Source organism: Phyllobacterium sp. SYP-B3895, from assembly GCF_009647635.1.
Taxonomy (GTDB): domain Bacteria; phylum Pseudomonadota; class Alphaproteobacteria; order Rhizobiales; family Rhizobiaceae; genus Phyllobacterium; species Phyllobacterium pellucidum.
Genome location: NZ_WJIG01000003.1, coordinates 634,298 through 648,234, shown reverse-complemented (window position 1 = coordinate 648,234; position 13,937 = coordinate 634,298). Strand labels below are relative to the sequence as shown.

Here is a 13,937-nt window from a genome sequence, read left to right as displayed (position 1 = left end):
CAAAATGTCAGCCGCCGACTCGCGCGAGCGCCGCATCAAGACGCTGCCGCAGCTTGTACGCCGCTTTGTCATCCAATGGCAGACCAAAACGCAACCATTGTGGCGCATAGGCAAATTTTCTTGTGAGGACATGTTCATGGCACATTGCTTCGTGCAGCCGCTGCGCCTGTCTGAACTCGACCAGCGAGAACAACATCGTTCCACCAAATTCCGCAAGGCCCGCATCGCCAAGCACGTCGGAAAGCAACCGCCGGCGCAGGCGCAGCCGATCCGTATAGGCACCGAGCAATTGGCGATTTGAAAAGGCGTGGGCTGCTATCGCAAGCGCCGGCCCCGATGCCGCCCAGGGACCTAGGCGCCGCGTCAAAGCGCGGGCGACGTCACCATTGGTCAGCGCAAACCCGAGCCGCAAGCCACCGAGGCCGAAGAATTTGCCGAAGGATTTGAGCACGACCAAACCGGCCATGCCAGCATGCCGGGCAACGCTCGTCTCGGGATGTGGATCGGCAAAGGCTTCATCGACGATCAGAAACCCGCCCTTTGAAGCCAGGCGACGTGCGAGTTCGAGCAGGACATCGGCGGCGATCACCCGGCCGTCGGGATTGTTAGGGTTGACGATCACGGCGACACTTGCCGATTGCGGAACGTCCTCGATATTGCGGCAATCCGAAATCATCCAGCCTGCATCGAGAAACGAAACCTGATGTTCCTGATAGGTCGGGCCGAGAATCGCAACCTCGCCTTTGCCGGCAATATCGGGAAGCAGCTGGATAAGCGCCTGCGTGCCGGGCGCCGCGACGATGTGCGCTGCAGTTCCCGCGCCGTAATAATCCCTTGCTGCGCCAAGCGTGGCCGCGAGCAGCTTCTCGTCGGGAAGCCTGTTCCAGATCTCAGGCGCAATGGCAGGCAACGGGAAGATCTCTGGATTGATCCCGGTCGACAGGTCGATCCAGTCTTCACGCACGCCGCCAAAACGCTCGATGGCGCGGTCGAGTGCGCCTCCATGTTCGATCCGCATCGACCTACCCTGCCAAATCAATGATATGCATATAAGAACCGCTCACCGAACCAACGCGCAAGCCAGCTTCGCCAAGGTCTTCGCCTAGCGCATCGCTGACGCGGAAAAGCCGCGGCGCATCGCCTTCGTGCACGATGCTCGCATAGTGGAATTCATGCGCGGTCAAGGGCGCCGCAAAAGGCGATGCCGCCAGAGGCGTCAGGCGGCGATAACCGAGGTGGAGCTTGCGTCTGGCGAAGCTCGTCTCGACCGGCAAAAGGCCGAGCATCCTGTGGGCGACGCCCTCGGCGTCCTCTATGCTGGTCCCAAGCACCATGTAGCCGCCGCACTCGCCATAGATCGGGATCCCGCTCAACGCCGCCTCGCGCATTCCGGCGGTGAAAGCGGACGCCGAAGCAAGTTTGCCGGCGTGCAGTTCAGGATAGCCGCCGGGCAGATAGACCGCATCACACCCAATCGGCGGCGCTTCATTGGCAATTGGCGAAAAGAAGTGGATTTCGGCGCCGCGACGTCGCCAGCCATCCAGCAGATGCAGGTAGGAGAAAGCAAAGGCGTTGTCGTAGGCAACCGCAATGCGCTGGCCGAGCGGCGGAACGCGCGCAACATTGGCCATGGAGGCGCTCGGACCATAGCTTCCGGCGATCTGCTCGAGACGCTTAAGATCGACGCTTTTGCCGATGAGCGCAGCGGCATAGTCGATAAAGGCGTCAAGGTCAGCATGTTCGCCTGCCTGAACCAGTCCGAGATGCCGTTCGGGAAGCTGCAGGCGCGGGTCACGCGGCAGGACGCCGATTACGGGAATGCCGACCGGTTCGAGCGCCGACCGCAACATAGCTTCATGGCGAGGACTGCCGACGCGGTTGAGGATCAGCCCCGCTATCATCACGTTGCGGCGAAAATCACGAAAGCCGCTGACAAGCGCCGCAATCGAGTGTGACTGCCGCGCGCAATCGACAACGAGGATCACCGGCAGCGACAAATGCGTTGCAAGATCGGCGGCAGAGCCGCGCCCATCGATCGCCCCGTCGAAGAGGCCCATCATGCCCTCGACGACAAGCAATTTTGCACCTTCCGTATGGCGCGCGGCCAAGGCGCTGATCAGGTCGGGCCGCATGGCCCAGGGATCGAGATTGAGGCAAGGCGCGCCGCTTGCCACCGCATGATAGGCAGGATCGATATAGTCCGGCCCCGCTTTTGCCGGAGCGATCCCGACACCGAGATCGCGAAGTGCACGCAGGAGACCGAGCGTAACCGTGGTCTTGCCGCTCCCGGACGCCGGCGCGGCAATAAGCAAGCCTTTCATCCCGCATCCTTTTCCCGGCGGGTCCCAAGCGGATCCTGGGTTAGCACCCGCCCCTCGATGGCGCCGAGCCAATCGAGCGCCGCACGAAGGCGCACCACTTCACCCACGACGACGATTGCCGGGGGACGAAGGCCGGCGCGTTCGACTTCGGCCTGCGCATATTCGAGCGTCGTTTCCAGAACCTGCTGTTCGCCCGTCGTCGCGTTGCAGACGAAGGCGATCGGCTCGCTCTTCTTGCGTCCGGCGGCTATCAGTCGCGAGGCAATCAGACCGATATGTTTCATCGCCATGTACATGACGATGACCGAGGAACCCTTTGAAATGCTGGTCCAATCCATCGAATCAGGCACGAGCCCGGTCGCGTCATGACCGGTGAGGAATGTGACGCTCTGGTTGGTCTCCCGGTGGGTGACCGGAATGCCCGCATAGGCAAGGCCGCCAATGCCCGCGGTTATGCCGGGGACAATGCGGAAGGGCACCCCATGTTCGACGAGGGTCAGCGCCTCTTCACCGCCGCGCCCGAAGACGAAAGGGTCGCCCCCCTTCAGCCGCAACACCTTCTTGCTCGCTTTGGCGAGCTCAACGAGGCGGAGCGAAATATCGCGCTGTTGCGGTGACGGCTTGCCGCCGCGCTTACCGGCATATTCGAGCGTCGCGCCGGCATGGGCATAGGAAAGACAGTCTTCATTGACGAGGGCATCATAGACGATCACGTCTGCCTGCTCGAGCGCATTGACCGCGTGCAGGGTCAAGAGACCCGGATCGCCAGGGCCCGCTCCGACGAGCCACACGTGCCCGGGCTCGAATTTCGGCAGCCTAGATTTCATTGTGCCCATCGCTTACTCCAGTCTTTTGCGCATAGCACAATTTTTCCGAGAGCAAGCATGAACTTATCGGAAAAATCATGCAACGGGCGATGGAGCCCGCTATAAGGAGCCCATGAACGACGAACCCGATGCCGGGCTGCGCAAACCGGACGAGACCAAGGAACGGCCATTGCGGCGCGGATGGACCACGGGCGCCTGCGCCACGGCGGCCACGAAGGCAGCGCTGATCGCCTTGATCACCGGCGAGTTTCCCGATCCAGTTGCCATTATTCTTCCGAAGGGCGAGGTGCCGCACTTCCAGCTCGCGATCGAATCGATCGGCGACGGCTACGCCATGGCCGGCATTGTCAAAGACGCGGGTGATGATCCTGATGTCACGCATGGTGCGACGATAATCTCCACCGTCTTCCCGGCTCCGCCCGGAAGCGGCATCCAATTTGTCGCCGGCGAAGGCGTGGGCACGGTCACCCTGCCCGGCCTTCCGATTCAGCCTGGCGAGGCCGCGATCAATCCGGTTCCGCGGGAGATGATGACGAAAATCTGCGAAGAGATCTGCGCCCAATACGAATTGCCTACCGACCTTGTGATTACCATTTCGGTACCGGAGGGCGAGGACCTCGCCAAGAAGACATGGAACCCTCGCCTCGGCATTGTCGGCGGCATTTCGATCCTCGGCACCACCGGGGTCGTTCACCCCTTCTCGTGCTCGTCATGGATCCACTCGATCCATCGGGGCATCGACGTCTCGCGTGCGGCTGGCCTTACCCATGTGCTCGCGGCAACTGGTTCCACCTCCGAAGATGCGGCGCAGGCAATTTACCACCTGCCCGAAATCGCGCTGCTCGACATGGGGGATTTTGCCGGCGGCTTGCTCAAATATCTGCGCGTCCACCCCATCGACCGGCTGACGATTGCCGGCGGTTTTGCCAAGCTTACGAAACTTGCACAAGGGGCGCTCGATCTTCACTCCGCCCGCAGCCAGGTCAGCATGGAATTCCTCGCCGATGAGGCGACCAGGCTCGGCTTGAATCCTGACACGAGGCAGCGGATTCTCGATGCAAATACCGCGCAGGAAGTGCTTGAATTGACTCAAGAACTTGGTATCGACCTCGCCGCACCCATCGCGGTGAAGGCCAGGGAGACTGCCCTCGCCACCCTCAAGGGGGCCCCGGTAGATGTCGAAGTCATCGTGACGGACCGCAAGGGAGCAATCCTTGCCCGGGTCTGATCGGCCGATCCTCATTCTTGGGGGAACGGCTGAAGCCTCCAAACTTGCAGCCCGCCTCATGGAGAGCGGCTACCGCGTCATATCTTCGCTCGCCGGACGCACGAAGGACCCGGCGAGGCCCGAGGGCGAAGTGCGGATCGGCGGCTTTGGCGGTGTAGCCGGCCTTTGCGATTATATCGCCCGCCAGCACGTGGCCCTCCTTATCGACGCCACGCATCCCTTTGCGACGCAGATTTCGGACAACGCGATCGCAGCAGCCGCTTCGACGGATGTGCCTTTCGTGCGATTGGAGAGGCCAGCCTGGCTGCAACGGCCGGGCGACGCGTGGACGACCGCCATGACGCTCGAAGAGGCGGTAGCGGCGATCCCAACCCGGGCACGCGTGCTGCTTGCGCTCGGCCGGCAGCACATCGCGCCGTTTGCGCGCCGCGGTGACGTGCATTTCGTCGTCAGGATGATCGATCCGCCGGAAGTGCCCCTCGGCCTCATCGACTACGAACTGGAGTTGTCCAAACCCGGCAGCCTTGAGGAAGAAACCGCCTTCCTTAAAGCAAAACGGCTGTCGCACATCGTGTGCCGCAATTCCGGGGGCACGGCATCCTACGCGAAGATAAGAGCCGCACGCGAACTCGGCTTGCCGGTGATCATGATCGAGCGTCCGCATCGCCCGGGCGCCAATACGGTCCCGGACATCGACGGCGTTATCGAATTCGTCGCGGCAAATCTCTCATTCTGAGCGCCGGCGCAAGCTGTGGCTGTGGCCCTTGTTGTAGAGGGCCGAGTCGCGGAATGCATCGGCCGCAAGGCCGCGACCGACAAAGATCATCGCGGAACGAGTGAGACCGGAGGCAGCGATCTTGCCGCCGATATCGTCAAGGGTTCCGTGAATGAACTGTTCGTCTGGCCAGCCCACCCGATAAGCAACAATTACAGGGCAATCCGCGCCATAAAGCGGCGTCAATTCGGTCTCGATACGCTGAAGGTTGCGGATCGACAGATGGATGACGAGCGTCGCGCCGGATTTGCCAAGCGTTGGCAGATCCTCGCCCTCCGGCATGGCCGACGATTTCATCGACGTGCGCGTGAGGATGATCGTCTGGCACACCTCAGGTACGGTCAGCTCTTTCTTGAGCGCGGCAGCGGCAGCGGCAAATGCCGGCACGCCCGGCGTGACATCATAATCGATGCCCAGCGTATCCAGCCGGCGCATCTGCTCGGCAACCGCCCCGTAAATCGACGGATCGCCGGAGTGGACGCGCGCCACATCCTTGCCTTCCGCATGGGCTTTCTCTAACTCCGCGACGATCTCATCGAGCGTGAGCGAAGACGTGTCGACCACCCTCGCCCCGGATGGCGCCTCCGCCACCATTTCCGGTGGCACGAGCGATCCCGCATAAAGGCAAACCGGGCAGGACTGGATGAGTTTCAGCCCGCGAACGGTGATAAGGTCTGGCGCCCCTGGTCCAGCGCCGATGAAATGAACTGTCATGATGAACCTGTCGCCTAATTCTTCGCCGCAAGCGCCGCGGTGGCATGCGCCGATTTGGTCTTGCCGACCAGCAATATGCTATCAGGACCGCCGCCGACAAGCGCCGCCGCCTCCGCCACTCCATGACAGCCCATGAGCGCGAACACCCTTTCGGACGGGTTGAGGAGGCGCGGCGTCTGTTCCTCTAGCAATTCGGCGCCGAAACATTCGAGCCGGAGGCCTAGTCCGTTTGCCGCCAAGACGATGGCCGGCTCGCCTGCGCGCTGGTCGATCGAGTAGACACCCTTCAGATCCTTTGCGGCAATCCCTGCCTGCTCCAGCACCTTCCTCGCCAGTGCCGAAACTTCCTCGGGTGCACAGCCCCGTTCGCACCCGAGGCCAAGCGCGTAGCCCGTCGGCGTCATCCGCGGTTCTTGTGCAGTTCTTCCGGGGTAACGCCAAGCAGCCCGGCCGTCGTGCGGATCAGGTTTGCTTCCTTCGGGTCAAGATCGTTGTCGGCGTTGGCGATCGTAAGAAGATGGCGCAAGAGTTGCACCTTGCGCTCGAATGGCACGTCCGAAAATGCCAGCACCGCCTGCTTGCTCGTCGTTTCGTAGCCAAAATCCTTGAGATATTCCGCGACCTCGGCGAATTCATCGCGCGGAATGCCGAAATCAGTCTCGGCAATGCCGAGGATCGCAGCATATTCGGTTTTGTCGGTCTTGCCGTCGGCCAGCGCGACGTGCAACAGCAGCAACAATTCGGCGGTCAGCACCGGGTCGTCGGCGACCTTCTGTACGGCGCTTTTCGCCCCAAAAAATTCACTGATCCGGTCAAAAATACTTTCGCTCATCGTATCCCCGCGTTCTGTCGCAAAACGATTGCAGTGCAGCGCGCCGAATTCAAGTGCCGAAACAACACACTGTCGGCCGATTCGAACACGCTTGTGCGACCCGGCGTGAAAATTGCTCGCCAACGAAGCAGATCCGTCTATGGTCCCGCCCCGTCGCAGCGAGAATCCAGATGTCCGCCATCTTCGAAAACATACCCATCCTTCTGATCATTGCGGCCTTTGCCGCAGGCTTCATCGACTCGATCGCCGGCGGCGGCGGGTTGATCACGGTGCCTGCGCTGCTCCTTGCAGGGTTTTCGCCGGTTGAATCGCTCGGCACCAACAAGCTGCAATCGCTGTTCGGATCGGCATCGGCAACGATTGCCTATGCGCAGAAGGGTTTTGTGCATCCGAGCAAGCAACTCCCCTCGGCATTGATGTCGGTGGTCGGCGGCGTGGCGGGCGCACTTCTCGCCGGGTTCCTGCCGGGCGACGTGTTGCGCGCTTTCCTGCCTATCCTGCTGATCGCCATCGCCATCTATTTCGCCGTAAAGCCGAACATGGGCGACGTCGATCGTGCCCAGCGCATCACACCGTTCATGTTCGGCATAGCGGTTGTGCCGCTCATCGGCTTCTATGACGGCCTGTTCGGTCCGGGCACGGGATCGTTTTTCATGTTGAGCTTTGTCTCGCTTGCCGGCTTCGGGATTTTGAAGGCGACGGCCAATACCAAGCTTCTCAACTTCGCCTCCAATCTCGGCGGCTTCGTCACCTTCGCCTTCCTTGGGGTGATCAACTGGAAAGTCGGATTGCTCATGGGCATTGCCCAGTTTGCAGGTGCCCGCGTCGGCGCGGGCCTCGCCATGCAGATCGGCGCAAGGATCATCAAGCCCTTGCTTATCATCGTGTGCCTGGCGCTCGCCGCAAAGCTTTTGCTGGACGCCGACAATCCGCTGCGCGTCTGGCTCGCGCATAGCTGAGATTGGGCGGACGGTCCTCGGGACTTCGATTTCTACTTGCAACGAATGAAAATAGTTCAAGAGCGGTGTCGATTTCCGGCAAACTCATTCGTCACGAAGGGAAGCGAAAGAATTCGCCCAGGTAAGGAAACGAATGCGATGACAATCACTATCACAGCATTTGAACGATCGCCCGATGGCGGCAAGGGATTGGCGCGCGATACGCGCGTTCGTTGGGCGCTCGAAGAAGTCGGCCAACCCTATGAGGTTCGTCTCGTTTCCTTCGCCGAGATGAAGAAGCCCGCCCATCTGGCCCTTCATCCCTTCGGCCAGATCCCAACCTATGAGGAAGGCCCACTGTCGCTGTTCGAGACGGGCTCGATCATCTTGCATCTTGCTGAGCAGCATGAGGGCCTGCTGCCGAAGGAAAAGAATGCCCGCGCGCGTGCCATCACGTGGATGTTCGCCGCACTTAACACCGTCGAGCCGCCGATCCTCGAATTGACGACCGCAAGAATATTCGAAAGTGACAGACCCTGGAGCGCCGAGCGCCTGCCATTGGTAAAGGAACGTGTTCGCGCTCCACTTCACAAGCTCTCGGCTCACTTGGGCGCCGACGAGTGGCTTGATGACAGGTTCAGCGCGGGTGATCTGTTGATGGTTTCCGTGCTGCTGCGACTGAGAATGTCGGGCATTCTCGACGAATATGAAAACCTCGCCGCCTATGTGGTTCGCGGGGAAGCCCGGCCCGCCTATAGACGCGCTTTCGCCGCGCAATATGCGATCAACGCACCATCGGCCTGACATACTAACGCATGGAATTGAGCCAGCAGCTACGGCCTAGAACTCGATGCCCTTCTGCGCCTTGATGCCGGAACGGAAAGGATGCTTGATCATTTCCATCTCGGTCACGAGATCGGCGAACTCGATAAGCTCGTCCTTGGCGTTCCGTCCGGTAATGATCACGTGTTTCATGTGGGGCTTCTGCTTCAGGACGTCGATGATCTCCTCGACGGGAAGATAGTCGTAGCGCAGCGCGATGTTCAGCTCGTCGCACAGGACAAGTTCGGTCTCGTCATCGAGGATCATTGTCTTGGCCTGCTCCCAGGCATTGCGTGCCATGGCGATGTCGCGGGCGCGATCCTGAGTTTCCCAGGTAAAGCCTTCGCCCATGGCCGAGATCGTCACCTGTTCTGGAAATTTCTCCAGGACCCAGCGCTCCCCGGTATCCCAGGAGCCTTTGACAAACTGGACGACACCGATCTTCATGCCGTGGCCGAGTGCGCGGAAAACGACGCCGAACCCTGCGGTCGATTTGCCCTTGCCCTTACCCGTATTGACGATGACGAGGCCCTTCTCGTCCGTCTTGGTGGCGAGAATCTTGTCGCGTACCGCTTTCTTCTTGCGCATCTTGTCCGCGTGGCGCTCGTTGATTTCCTCTTCGGTCATGCTCAGAAGTTTCTGTGATTTTTCAGACATTTGGCGTTTCCTTCAGATTCTTTTTATCAGGCGGCGAGCCGGCTCAGCTCAAAGCGTGCCGAGTTGGAACGCGGCGTCCAGAAACCGCGTTCGACCGCTTCTTCGAGTTTCTCGGCCATCTCGCGCAAGGCATGCGGGTTCTTTTCATTGAGGAAGGCGCGCACATTGTCATCGACCAGGAATGCCTGGTACACCGCCTCGAAGTGGTGATTGCCGACAGCGCCGGTCGTGGCGGCAAAAGCGAAAAGATAGTCCACCGTCGCCGCCATCTCGAATGCGCCCTTGTAGCCATGGCGCATTACGCCGCTGATCCATTTCGGATTGGTGACACGGCCCCGCACTGTCCGGGCAATTTCCTCGTCCAGCGTGCGGATGATCGGCTTTTCAGGACGCGAATGGTCATTATGGTAGATCGTCGGCTGCGCGCCCGAAAGGCGCTCGACCGCCGCCGACATGCCGCCCTCGAACTGGTAATAGTCGTCAGAATCGAGAAGATCGTGCTCGCGATTGTCCTGGTTTTGCACCACGGCCTCGACCGAACGCAAGCGCTCTTCGAGCAATCCGCGCTCGGCGCGCCCCTCCTCGCCCGCGCCATAGGCATAACCGCCCCAGACGAGCCACGCCTCTGCAAGGTCATCGCGCCTGTCCCAGTGCTTTTCGTCGATCAGGGTTTGCAAACCCGCCCCATAGGCGCCGGGCTTCGAACCGAAGACGCGAAATCCGGCACGCTGCCGGGCCGTCTTCTCATCGATTCCCTCGCCAAGCATCCGTTCGCGTTCGCTGCGCATGCGCGCCGCGATCGGGTTGTCTGCTTGATCCTCGTCAAGTCCGCCAACCGCCCGCACTGCAGTGTCGAACAGCGCGATCTGATCGGGAAACGCATCGCGGAAGAAACCGGAAATGCGCAAGGTGACATCGACGCGGGGGCGGCCGAGCATTGCAATGGGCACTATTTCGTAGCCGGTGACACGGCGCGATGCCATGTCCCAGACCGGCTTGACCCCGATCAGGGCAAGGGCCTGCGCAATATCGTCGCCGCCGGTGCGCATGTTCGACGTGCCCCAGGCTGTCAGACCAAAGGATGTCGGCCACTCGCCATGGTCCTGGGTGTAACGGCGGATCAGGAGATCGGCGGACTTCTGCCCAAGTTCCCACGCGGCCGGTGTCGGCACGGCGCGGCTGTCGATCGAAAAGAAATTGCGGCCCGTGGGCAATACATCCGGTCGGCCCCGCGTCGGCGCGCCGGAGGGTCCCGGCGCGACAAACCGCCCGTCCAGTGCCTGGAACAGGCCGTTCATTTCAGCATCGCCGCATTCCGCCACGGCCGGCCCGAGTGTCGCCCGTATGCCCTCAAGCACGGCGTTCGTCGCAGCCCAATCGGGTGGACACGGCGTATCCTCGGCAACAAGGCGCGCAGCGAGTAACTCGATGCGTTCCACCGTATCACCGGCGATACGCCAATTGGCGTCCGACTGCAGCGCCAGACATTCCGGTCGCGGTCCATTCCAGACCGCAGCCATATCGCAATCCAGCGGGTCGAAGCCATCGAGCCCGAGGTCGTGTGCGATCGCGCGCTGCAGGCTTTGGTCCGCGCCGATGCCGGAGCCACGCGGCACGCGGGCAAGCGCAACCACGAGATCCGTCAAAAGCCGTCCTTGCGGCGATTGCCCGAATATATGGAGGCCGTCGCGAATCTGCATTTCCTTGAGGTCGCAGAGATAGGCGTCGAGCTTCTGCAGCGCGAGATCGTCGGCATCGTGGTCGTGGATACCGGCATCGCGGTCGAGCCCGATATCGCGCACCAGATCGAGGATCTGCACCTTGAGCCGCACCAGCCGGCGCGGATCGACGCCGGAGGCTTCATAATATTCATCGACGAGCGCTTCCAGATCCTTGAGCGGACCATAACTCTCGGCGCGCGTCAGCGGCGGCGTCAGATGGTCGATGATGACGGCCGAGGAGCGGCGCTTCGCCTGCGTGCCCTCGCCCGGGTCGTTGACGATGAACGGGTAGATGTGCGGGATCGGTCCGAGTACCGCTTCCGGGTAGCAGGTTTCGGAAAGCGCAAGCGACTTGCCGGGCAGCCATTCGAGGTTGCCGTGCTTGCCGACATGGACGATCGCATGGGCTCCATAAACTTCGCGCAGATAGGCGTAGAAAGCGAGATAGCCGTGCGGCGGAACGAGATCAGGAGAGTGATAGCTATCCTTCGGATCGATATTGTAGCCGCGCGCCGGCTGGATCCCGACGAGGGTTTCGCCAAAGCGGGCAAGCGGCAGCGCGAATGCTTCTCTTCCCTCAAGGAAAAACGGATCGGCTTCGGGCTTGCCCCAGCGTTCGGTGACGGCTCGCTGAATCGAGATCGGAAGGCATGCCAGGAAACGATTGTAATGATTGAGCGATATAGTTTCGCGAATCTCACGGTCATCGCTTGCTGCATTGGTCGGCCCGGCCATCAGGTGCTTCATAAGCGCGTCGCCATCCGCAGGAATGTCCGCGACCGCATAGCCTTGCTTCATCATCTCGGTAAGCACATGCCAGGTCCCGGCTGGCGTATCGAGGCCGACGCCATTGCCGAGCCGTCCATCGCGATTGGGATAGTTGGCCATCACCAGCGCGACACGCCGCTCCCCCGCCGTCGTGCGCCGCAGCGCCGACCAGTTCGCCGCAAGTTCGGCTACGAATCCGATGCGGTCCGGCATGGGCTCATGCGTGACGATATTGGCTTCGACAGCCTCATCGAACGCCCGTGCCGACTTGAACGAGACGGCGCGGGTGAGAACCCGCCCGTCCACCTCCGGCAGCGCGACATTCATGGCAAGATCACGGGCAGACAGACCTTGATCGGAAGCGCGCCACTGCTCGGCGCTCGATCCTGAAAAAATTACCTGCAGAACGACCGCGCCATCATGTTCGAGCACGGTGGGCTTGCGCGCAGCGCCGGGCGCCGAAACGGCAAATCCCGTGGCGTTGAGGACGACGATGGGTGCCGCCTCACCGAATATGCTTTCAAGCGTCGCCACGGAAACCGGGTCTTTCAGGCTCGATACAAAAACAGGCAAGGGATTGAGACCCTTGAGCCTCAAGGCATCGACCAGCGCCTCGACCGGTTGGGTCTGTCCGCTCTGCACCAGTGCGCGGTAAAAGCAGATGGCAACGATCGATGCGTCCGCCTGCCATTGCGACCGCAACAGGTCGAGCGATGGCGCGGGCTCGCCGGGCCACCATAGGCCTGCTTTCAGCAGGGGCGCCGCCTCCTGCGGTTTCTCGGCTCCCTCGACAAGCGCGCCGCAATAGTCGAGAAAACGGCTCGCGTTCTGCGCGCCGCCCTCGAGCAGATAGTGCCAGAGTGCATCGCGATCCTGACGCGGCACGTTCGAAAAGCGATCAAGGCCGGGATCGGGTTTGTCGTCGCCCGGAAGAACCGCCAGCTGCACCTTGTGATTGATCGCGCAGGCGTGGAGCGCTTCGAGACCATAAGGCCAGTAGCTCTCGCCGCCGATGATGCGCACGACAATCAGTTTGGCGTGACGAGCGGTGCGTTCGACATAGGCGTCCACCGACATCGGATGCGCCAGCGCCATCATGTTGGCGAGGCGCAAGGATAGCCCTTCGCCATTGTGGCGATGGGCCGAGGCAAGGCTGGCCAGTTCGGTGTCGGCCGCCGAAAGAAAAAGCACATCTCCCGGCGTCTGGCCGAGATCGATTGCCTCGGTGCCTTCGGCTATCGTGCCTTTCTGGGCAAGCAGGAGATGCATCAGTCTTCCTTATCAGGCAGCCGCCGCGTTCATCGCCGACTCGATGGCTATCGCGTCGATATCGTGAAGGCCGATGACGACGAGCCGTGTCTGCCGCGCCTCGCCCGGATGCCAGCTGCGATCGAAATAATGCTCGATGCGCGAGCCTACCGCCTGAACAACGAGGCGCATCGGCTTGCCCGGAACATCGACGAAGCCCTTGAGGCGCAGAACGTCGTGATCGGCGATCACGCCTTTCAGCTTCTCGACAAAAGACTTCGGCTCGGAAACCGGCCCGAGACCAACGACGAAGCTCTCGAATTCGTCATGGCTGTGTTCCTCGCCGGCTTCATGCTCCATCTCATGATGCGACTTGCGGTTGGCGATGTCCTGCTCGGTACCCACGCCAAGCCCAAGCAGCAGCTGGTTGCTGATCCTGCCGAAGCTTGCGGGGATCATGTTGAGGGTACGCACCGAACGGCTTTGTACGTCGCCCTTCACCCCGTCGAGCTCATCCCCGCTGATGAGGTCGGTCTTGTTGAGAATGATGAGGTCCGCCGCGCGGATCTGGTCCTCGAAGAGTTCTTCGAGCGGGCTCTCATGGTCGAGCGATTCGTCCTGCGATCGCTGCGCGTCGACCCTGTCGTGATCGTCGGCGAAGCGACCTTCCGAAACTGCGGCGGCATCGATAACGGTAACGACGCCGTCGACAGTTACCTGCGTCTTGATTTCCGGCCAGTTGAATGCCGCCACCAGCGGCTGCGGCAGCGCAAGGCCAGAGGTTTCGATGACGATATGGTCAGGACGATCAGGACGATCGAGCAGTTTCGTCATGGTCGGTATGAAATCATCAGCCACGGTGCAGCAGATGCAGCCATTGTTGAGTTCGATCACATCCTCGTCGCGACAAGCCTCAATACCGCAGCCCTTGAGCAACCCGCCATCGACACCGAGATCGCCGAATTCATTGATGATCAGCGCGATGCGCTTGCCATCGGCATTTTCGAGCAGATTGCGGATCATCGTCGTCTTGCCCGAACCAAGGAAGCCGGTGATGACCGTTGCCGGAATCTTCTGACCCTGCAT

General features: G+C 61.2%; 13 protein-coding genes. 4 read left to right on the top strand and 9 right to left on the bottom strand.

The features are described 5' to 3' along the window. Positions 1-7: 7 nt before the first annotated feature. Genes cobD through cobA form a run of 3 tightly spaced genes read right to left on the bottom strand, consistent with a single transcriptional unit; the run spans position 8 to position 3,148 of the window. Entirely contained in the window at positions 8-1,018 is a 1,011-nt protein-coding gene (gene cobD, locus GF108_RS15690; RefSeq protein ID WP_153668865.1) for a threonine-phosphate decarboxylase CobD, read from the bottom strand. 4 nt (positions 1,019-1,022) lie between these two features. Beyond that, positions 1,023-2,321 carry a cobyrinate a,c-diamide synthase gene (locus GF108_RS15685; RefSeq protein ID WP_153668863.1) on the bottom strand — a complete coding sequence of 433 codons (1,299 nt, stop codon included), beginning with the start codon at positions 2,319-2,321 and terminating at the stop codon, positions 1,023-1,025. Then, the gene (cobA, locus tag GF108_RS15680; protein WP_370462188.1) at positions 2,318-3,148 is read right to left on the bottom strand and encodes a uroporphyrinogen-III C-methyltransferase; all 831 of its coding nucleotides are present in this window, start codon (positions 3,146-3,148) and stop codon (positions 2,318-2,320) included. The genes GF108_RS15685 and cobA overlap by 4 nt, the downstream gene beginning before the upstream one ends. Positions 3,149-3,260: 112 nt before the next feature. Here cobA and GF108_RS15675 point away from each other — a divergent pair, with 112 nt between their 5' ends. Both GF108_RS15675 and GF108_RS15670 read left to right on the top strand, forming a co-directional pair. Next, positions 3,261-4,376: a cobalt-precorrin-5B (C(1))-methyltransferase gene (locus tag GF108_RS15675; protein WP_153668859.1), complete on the top strand. Its 1,116-nt coding sequence runs from the start codon at positions 3,261-3,263 to the stop codon at positions 4,374-4,376. Beyond that, positions 4,363-5,112: a cobalt-precorrin-6A reductase gene (locus GF108_RS15670; RefSeq protein WP_153668856.1), complete on the top strand. Its 750-nt coding sequence runs from the start codon at positions 4,363-4,365 to the stop codon at positions 5,110-5,112. Before GF108_RS15675 ends, GF108_RS15670 begins: the two co-directional genes overlap by 14 nt. Here the strand turns inward: GF108_RS15670 and cobM are convergent. Genes cobM through GF108_RS15655 form a run of 3 tightly spaced genes read right to left on the bottom strand, consistent with a single transcriptional unit; the run spans position 5,104 to position 6,697 of the window. Beyond that, on the bottom strand, positions 5,104-5,865 hold the full coding sequence (gene cobM / locus GF108_RS15665; protein ID WP_153668855.1) for a precorrin-4 C(11)-methyltransferase: 762 nt from the start codon (positions 5,863-5,865) through the stop codon (positions 5,104-5,106). The genes GF108_RS15670 and cobM overlap by 9 nt on opposite strands. A gap of 14 nt (positions 5,866-5,879) precedes the next feature. Continuing rightward, the gene (locus GF108_RS15660; protein WP_153668853.1) at positions 5,880-6,269 is read right to left on the bottom strand and encodes a cobalamin biosynthesis protein; all 390 of its coding nucleotides are present in this window, start codon (positions 6,267-6,269) and stop codon (positions 5,880-5,882) included. Next, complete coding sequence (locus GF108_RS15655; protein ID WP_027231771.1) at positions 6,266-6,697, bottom strand: TerB family tellurite resistance protein; 432 nt, start codon at positions 6,695-6,697, stop codon at positions 6,266-6,268. Before GF108_RS15655 ends, GF108_RS15660 begins: the two co-directional genes overlap by 4 nt. Before the next feature lie 170 nt (positions 6,698-6,867). On the opposite strand from GF108_RS15655, the gene GF108_RS15650 reads away from it, so the two are divergent. Together GF108_RS15650 and GF108_RS15645 are read left to right on the top strand one after the other, a co-directional pair. Continuing rightward, positions 6,868-7,656, top strand: a complete 789-nt coding sequence (locus tag GF108_RS15650; RefSeq protein ID WP_153668851.1) for a TSUP family transporter — start codon at positions 6,868-6,870, stop codon at positions 7,654-7,656. Between the two features lie 138 nt (positions 7,657-7,794). Continuing rightward, positions 7,795-8,439: a glutathione S-transferase family protein gene (locus GF108_RS15645; RefSeq protein ID WP_153668849.1), complete on the top strand. Its 645-nt coding sequence runs from the start codon at positions 7,795-7,797 to the stop codon at positions 8,437-8,439. 36 nt (positions 8,440-8,475) lie between these two features. Here GF108_RS15645 and cobO read toward each other — a convergent pair whose 3' ends face one another. Genes cobO through cobW form a run of 3 tightly spaced genes read right to left on the bottom strand, consistent with a single transcriptional unit; the run spans position 8,476 to position 13,937 of the window. Further along, the gene (cobO, locus tag GF108_RS15640) at positions 8,476-9,114 is read right to left on the bottom strand and encodes a cob(I)yrinic acid a,c-diamide adenosyltransferase (protein ID WP_153668847.1); all 639 of its coding nucleotides are present in this window, start codon (positions 9,112-9,114) and stop codon (positions 8,476-8,478) included. Between the two features lie 26 nt (positions 9,115-9,140). Next, positions 9,141-12,872, bottom strand: coding sequence for a cobaltochelatase subunit CobN (cobN, locus tag GF108_RS15635; protein WP_153668845.1), 3,732 nt, complete (start codon positions 12,870-12,872; stop codon positions 9,141-9,143). Between the two features lie 12 nt (positions 12,873-12,884). Next, positions 12,885-13,937 (bottom strand): cobalamin biosynthesis protein CobW, encoded by a 1,053-nt coding sequence (gene cobW / locus GF108_RS15630; protein ID WP_153668843.1) that lies wholly within the window; start codon positions 13,935-13,937, stop codon positions 12,885-12,887.

Excerpts from the sequence above, each read along its gene's own strand:
- cobD (WP_153668865.1), bottom strand. The coding sequence starts at position 1,018 with ATGCGGATCGAACATGGAGGCGCACTCGACCGCGCCATCGAGCGTTTT.
- GF108_RS15685 (WP_153668863.1), bottom strand. The coding sequence starts at position 2,321 with ATGAAAGGCTTGCTTATTGCCGCGCCGGCGTCCGGGAGCGGCAAGACC.
- cobA (WP_370462188.1), bottom strand. The coding sequence starts at position 3,148 with ATGAAATCTAGGCTGCCGAAATTCGAGCCCGGGCACGTGTGGCTCGTC.
- GF108_RS15675 (WP_153668859.1), top strand. The coding sequence starts at position 3,261 with ATGAACGACGAACCCGATGCCGGGCTGCGCAAACCGGACGAGACCAAG.
- cobM (WP_153668855.1), bottom strand. The coding sequence starts at position 5,865 with ATGACAGTTCATTTCATCGGCGCTGGACCAGGGGCGCCAGACCTTATC.
- GF108_RS15660 (WP_153668853.1), bottom strand. The coding sequence starts at position 6,269 with ATGACGCCGACGGGCTACGCGCTTGGCCTCGGGTGCGAACGGGGCTGT.
- GF108_RS15655 (WP_027231771.1), bottom strand. The coding sequence starts at position 6,697 with ATGAGCGAAAGTATTTTTGACCGGATCAGTGAATTTTTTGGGGCGAAA.
- GF108_RS15650 (WP_153668851.1), top strand. The coding sequence starts at position 6,868 with ATGTCCGCCATCTTCGAAAACATACCCATCCTTCTGATCATTGCGGCC.
- GF108_RS15645 (WP_153668849.1), top strand. The coding sequence starts at position 7,795 with ATGACAATCACTATCACAGCATTTGAACGATCGCCCGATGGCGGCAAG.
- cobO (WP_153668847.1), bottom strand. The coding sequence starts at position 9,114 with ATGTCTGAAAAATCACAGAAACTTCTGAGCATGACCGAAGAGGAAATC.
- cobN (WP_153668845.1), bottom strand. The coding sequence starts at position 12,872 with ATGCATCTCCTGCTTGCCCAGAAAGGCACGATAGCCGAAGGCACCGAG.
- cobW (WP_153668843.1), bottom strand. The coding sequence starts at position 13,937 with ATGCAGGGTCAGAAGATTCCGGCAACGGTCATCACCGGCTTCCTTGGT.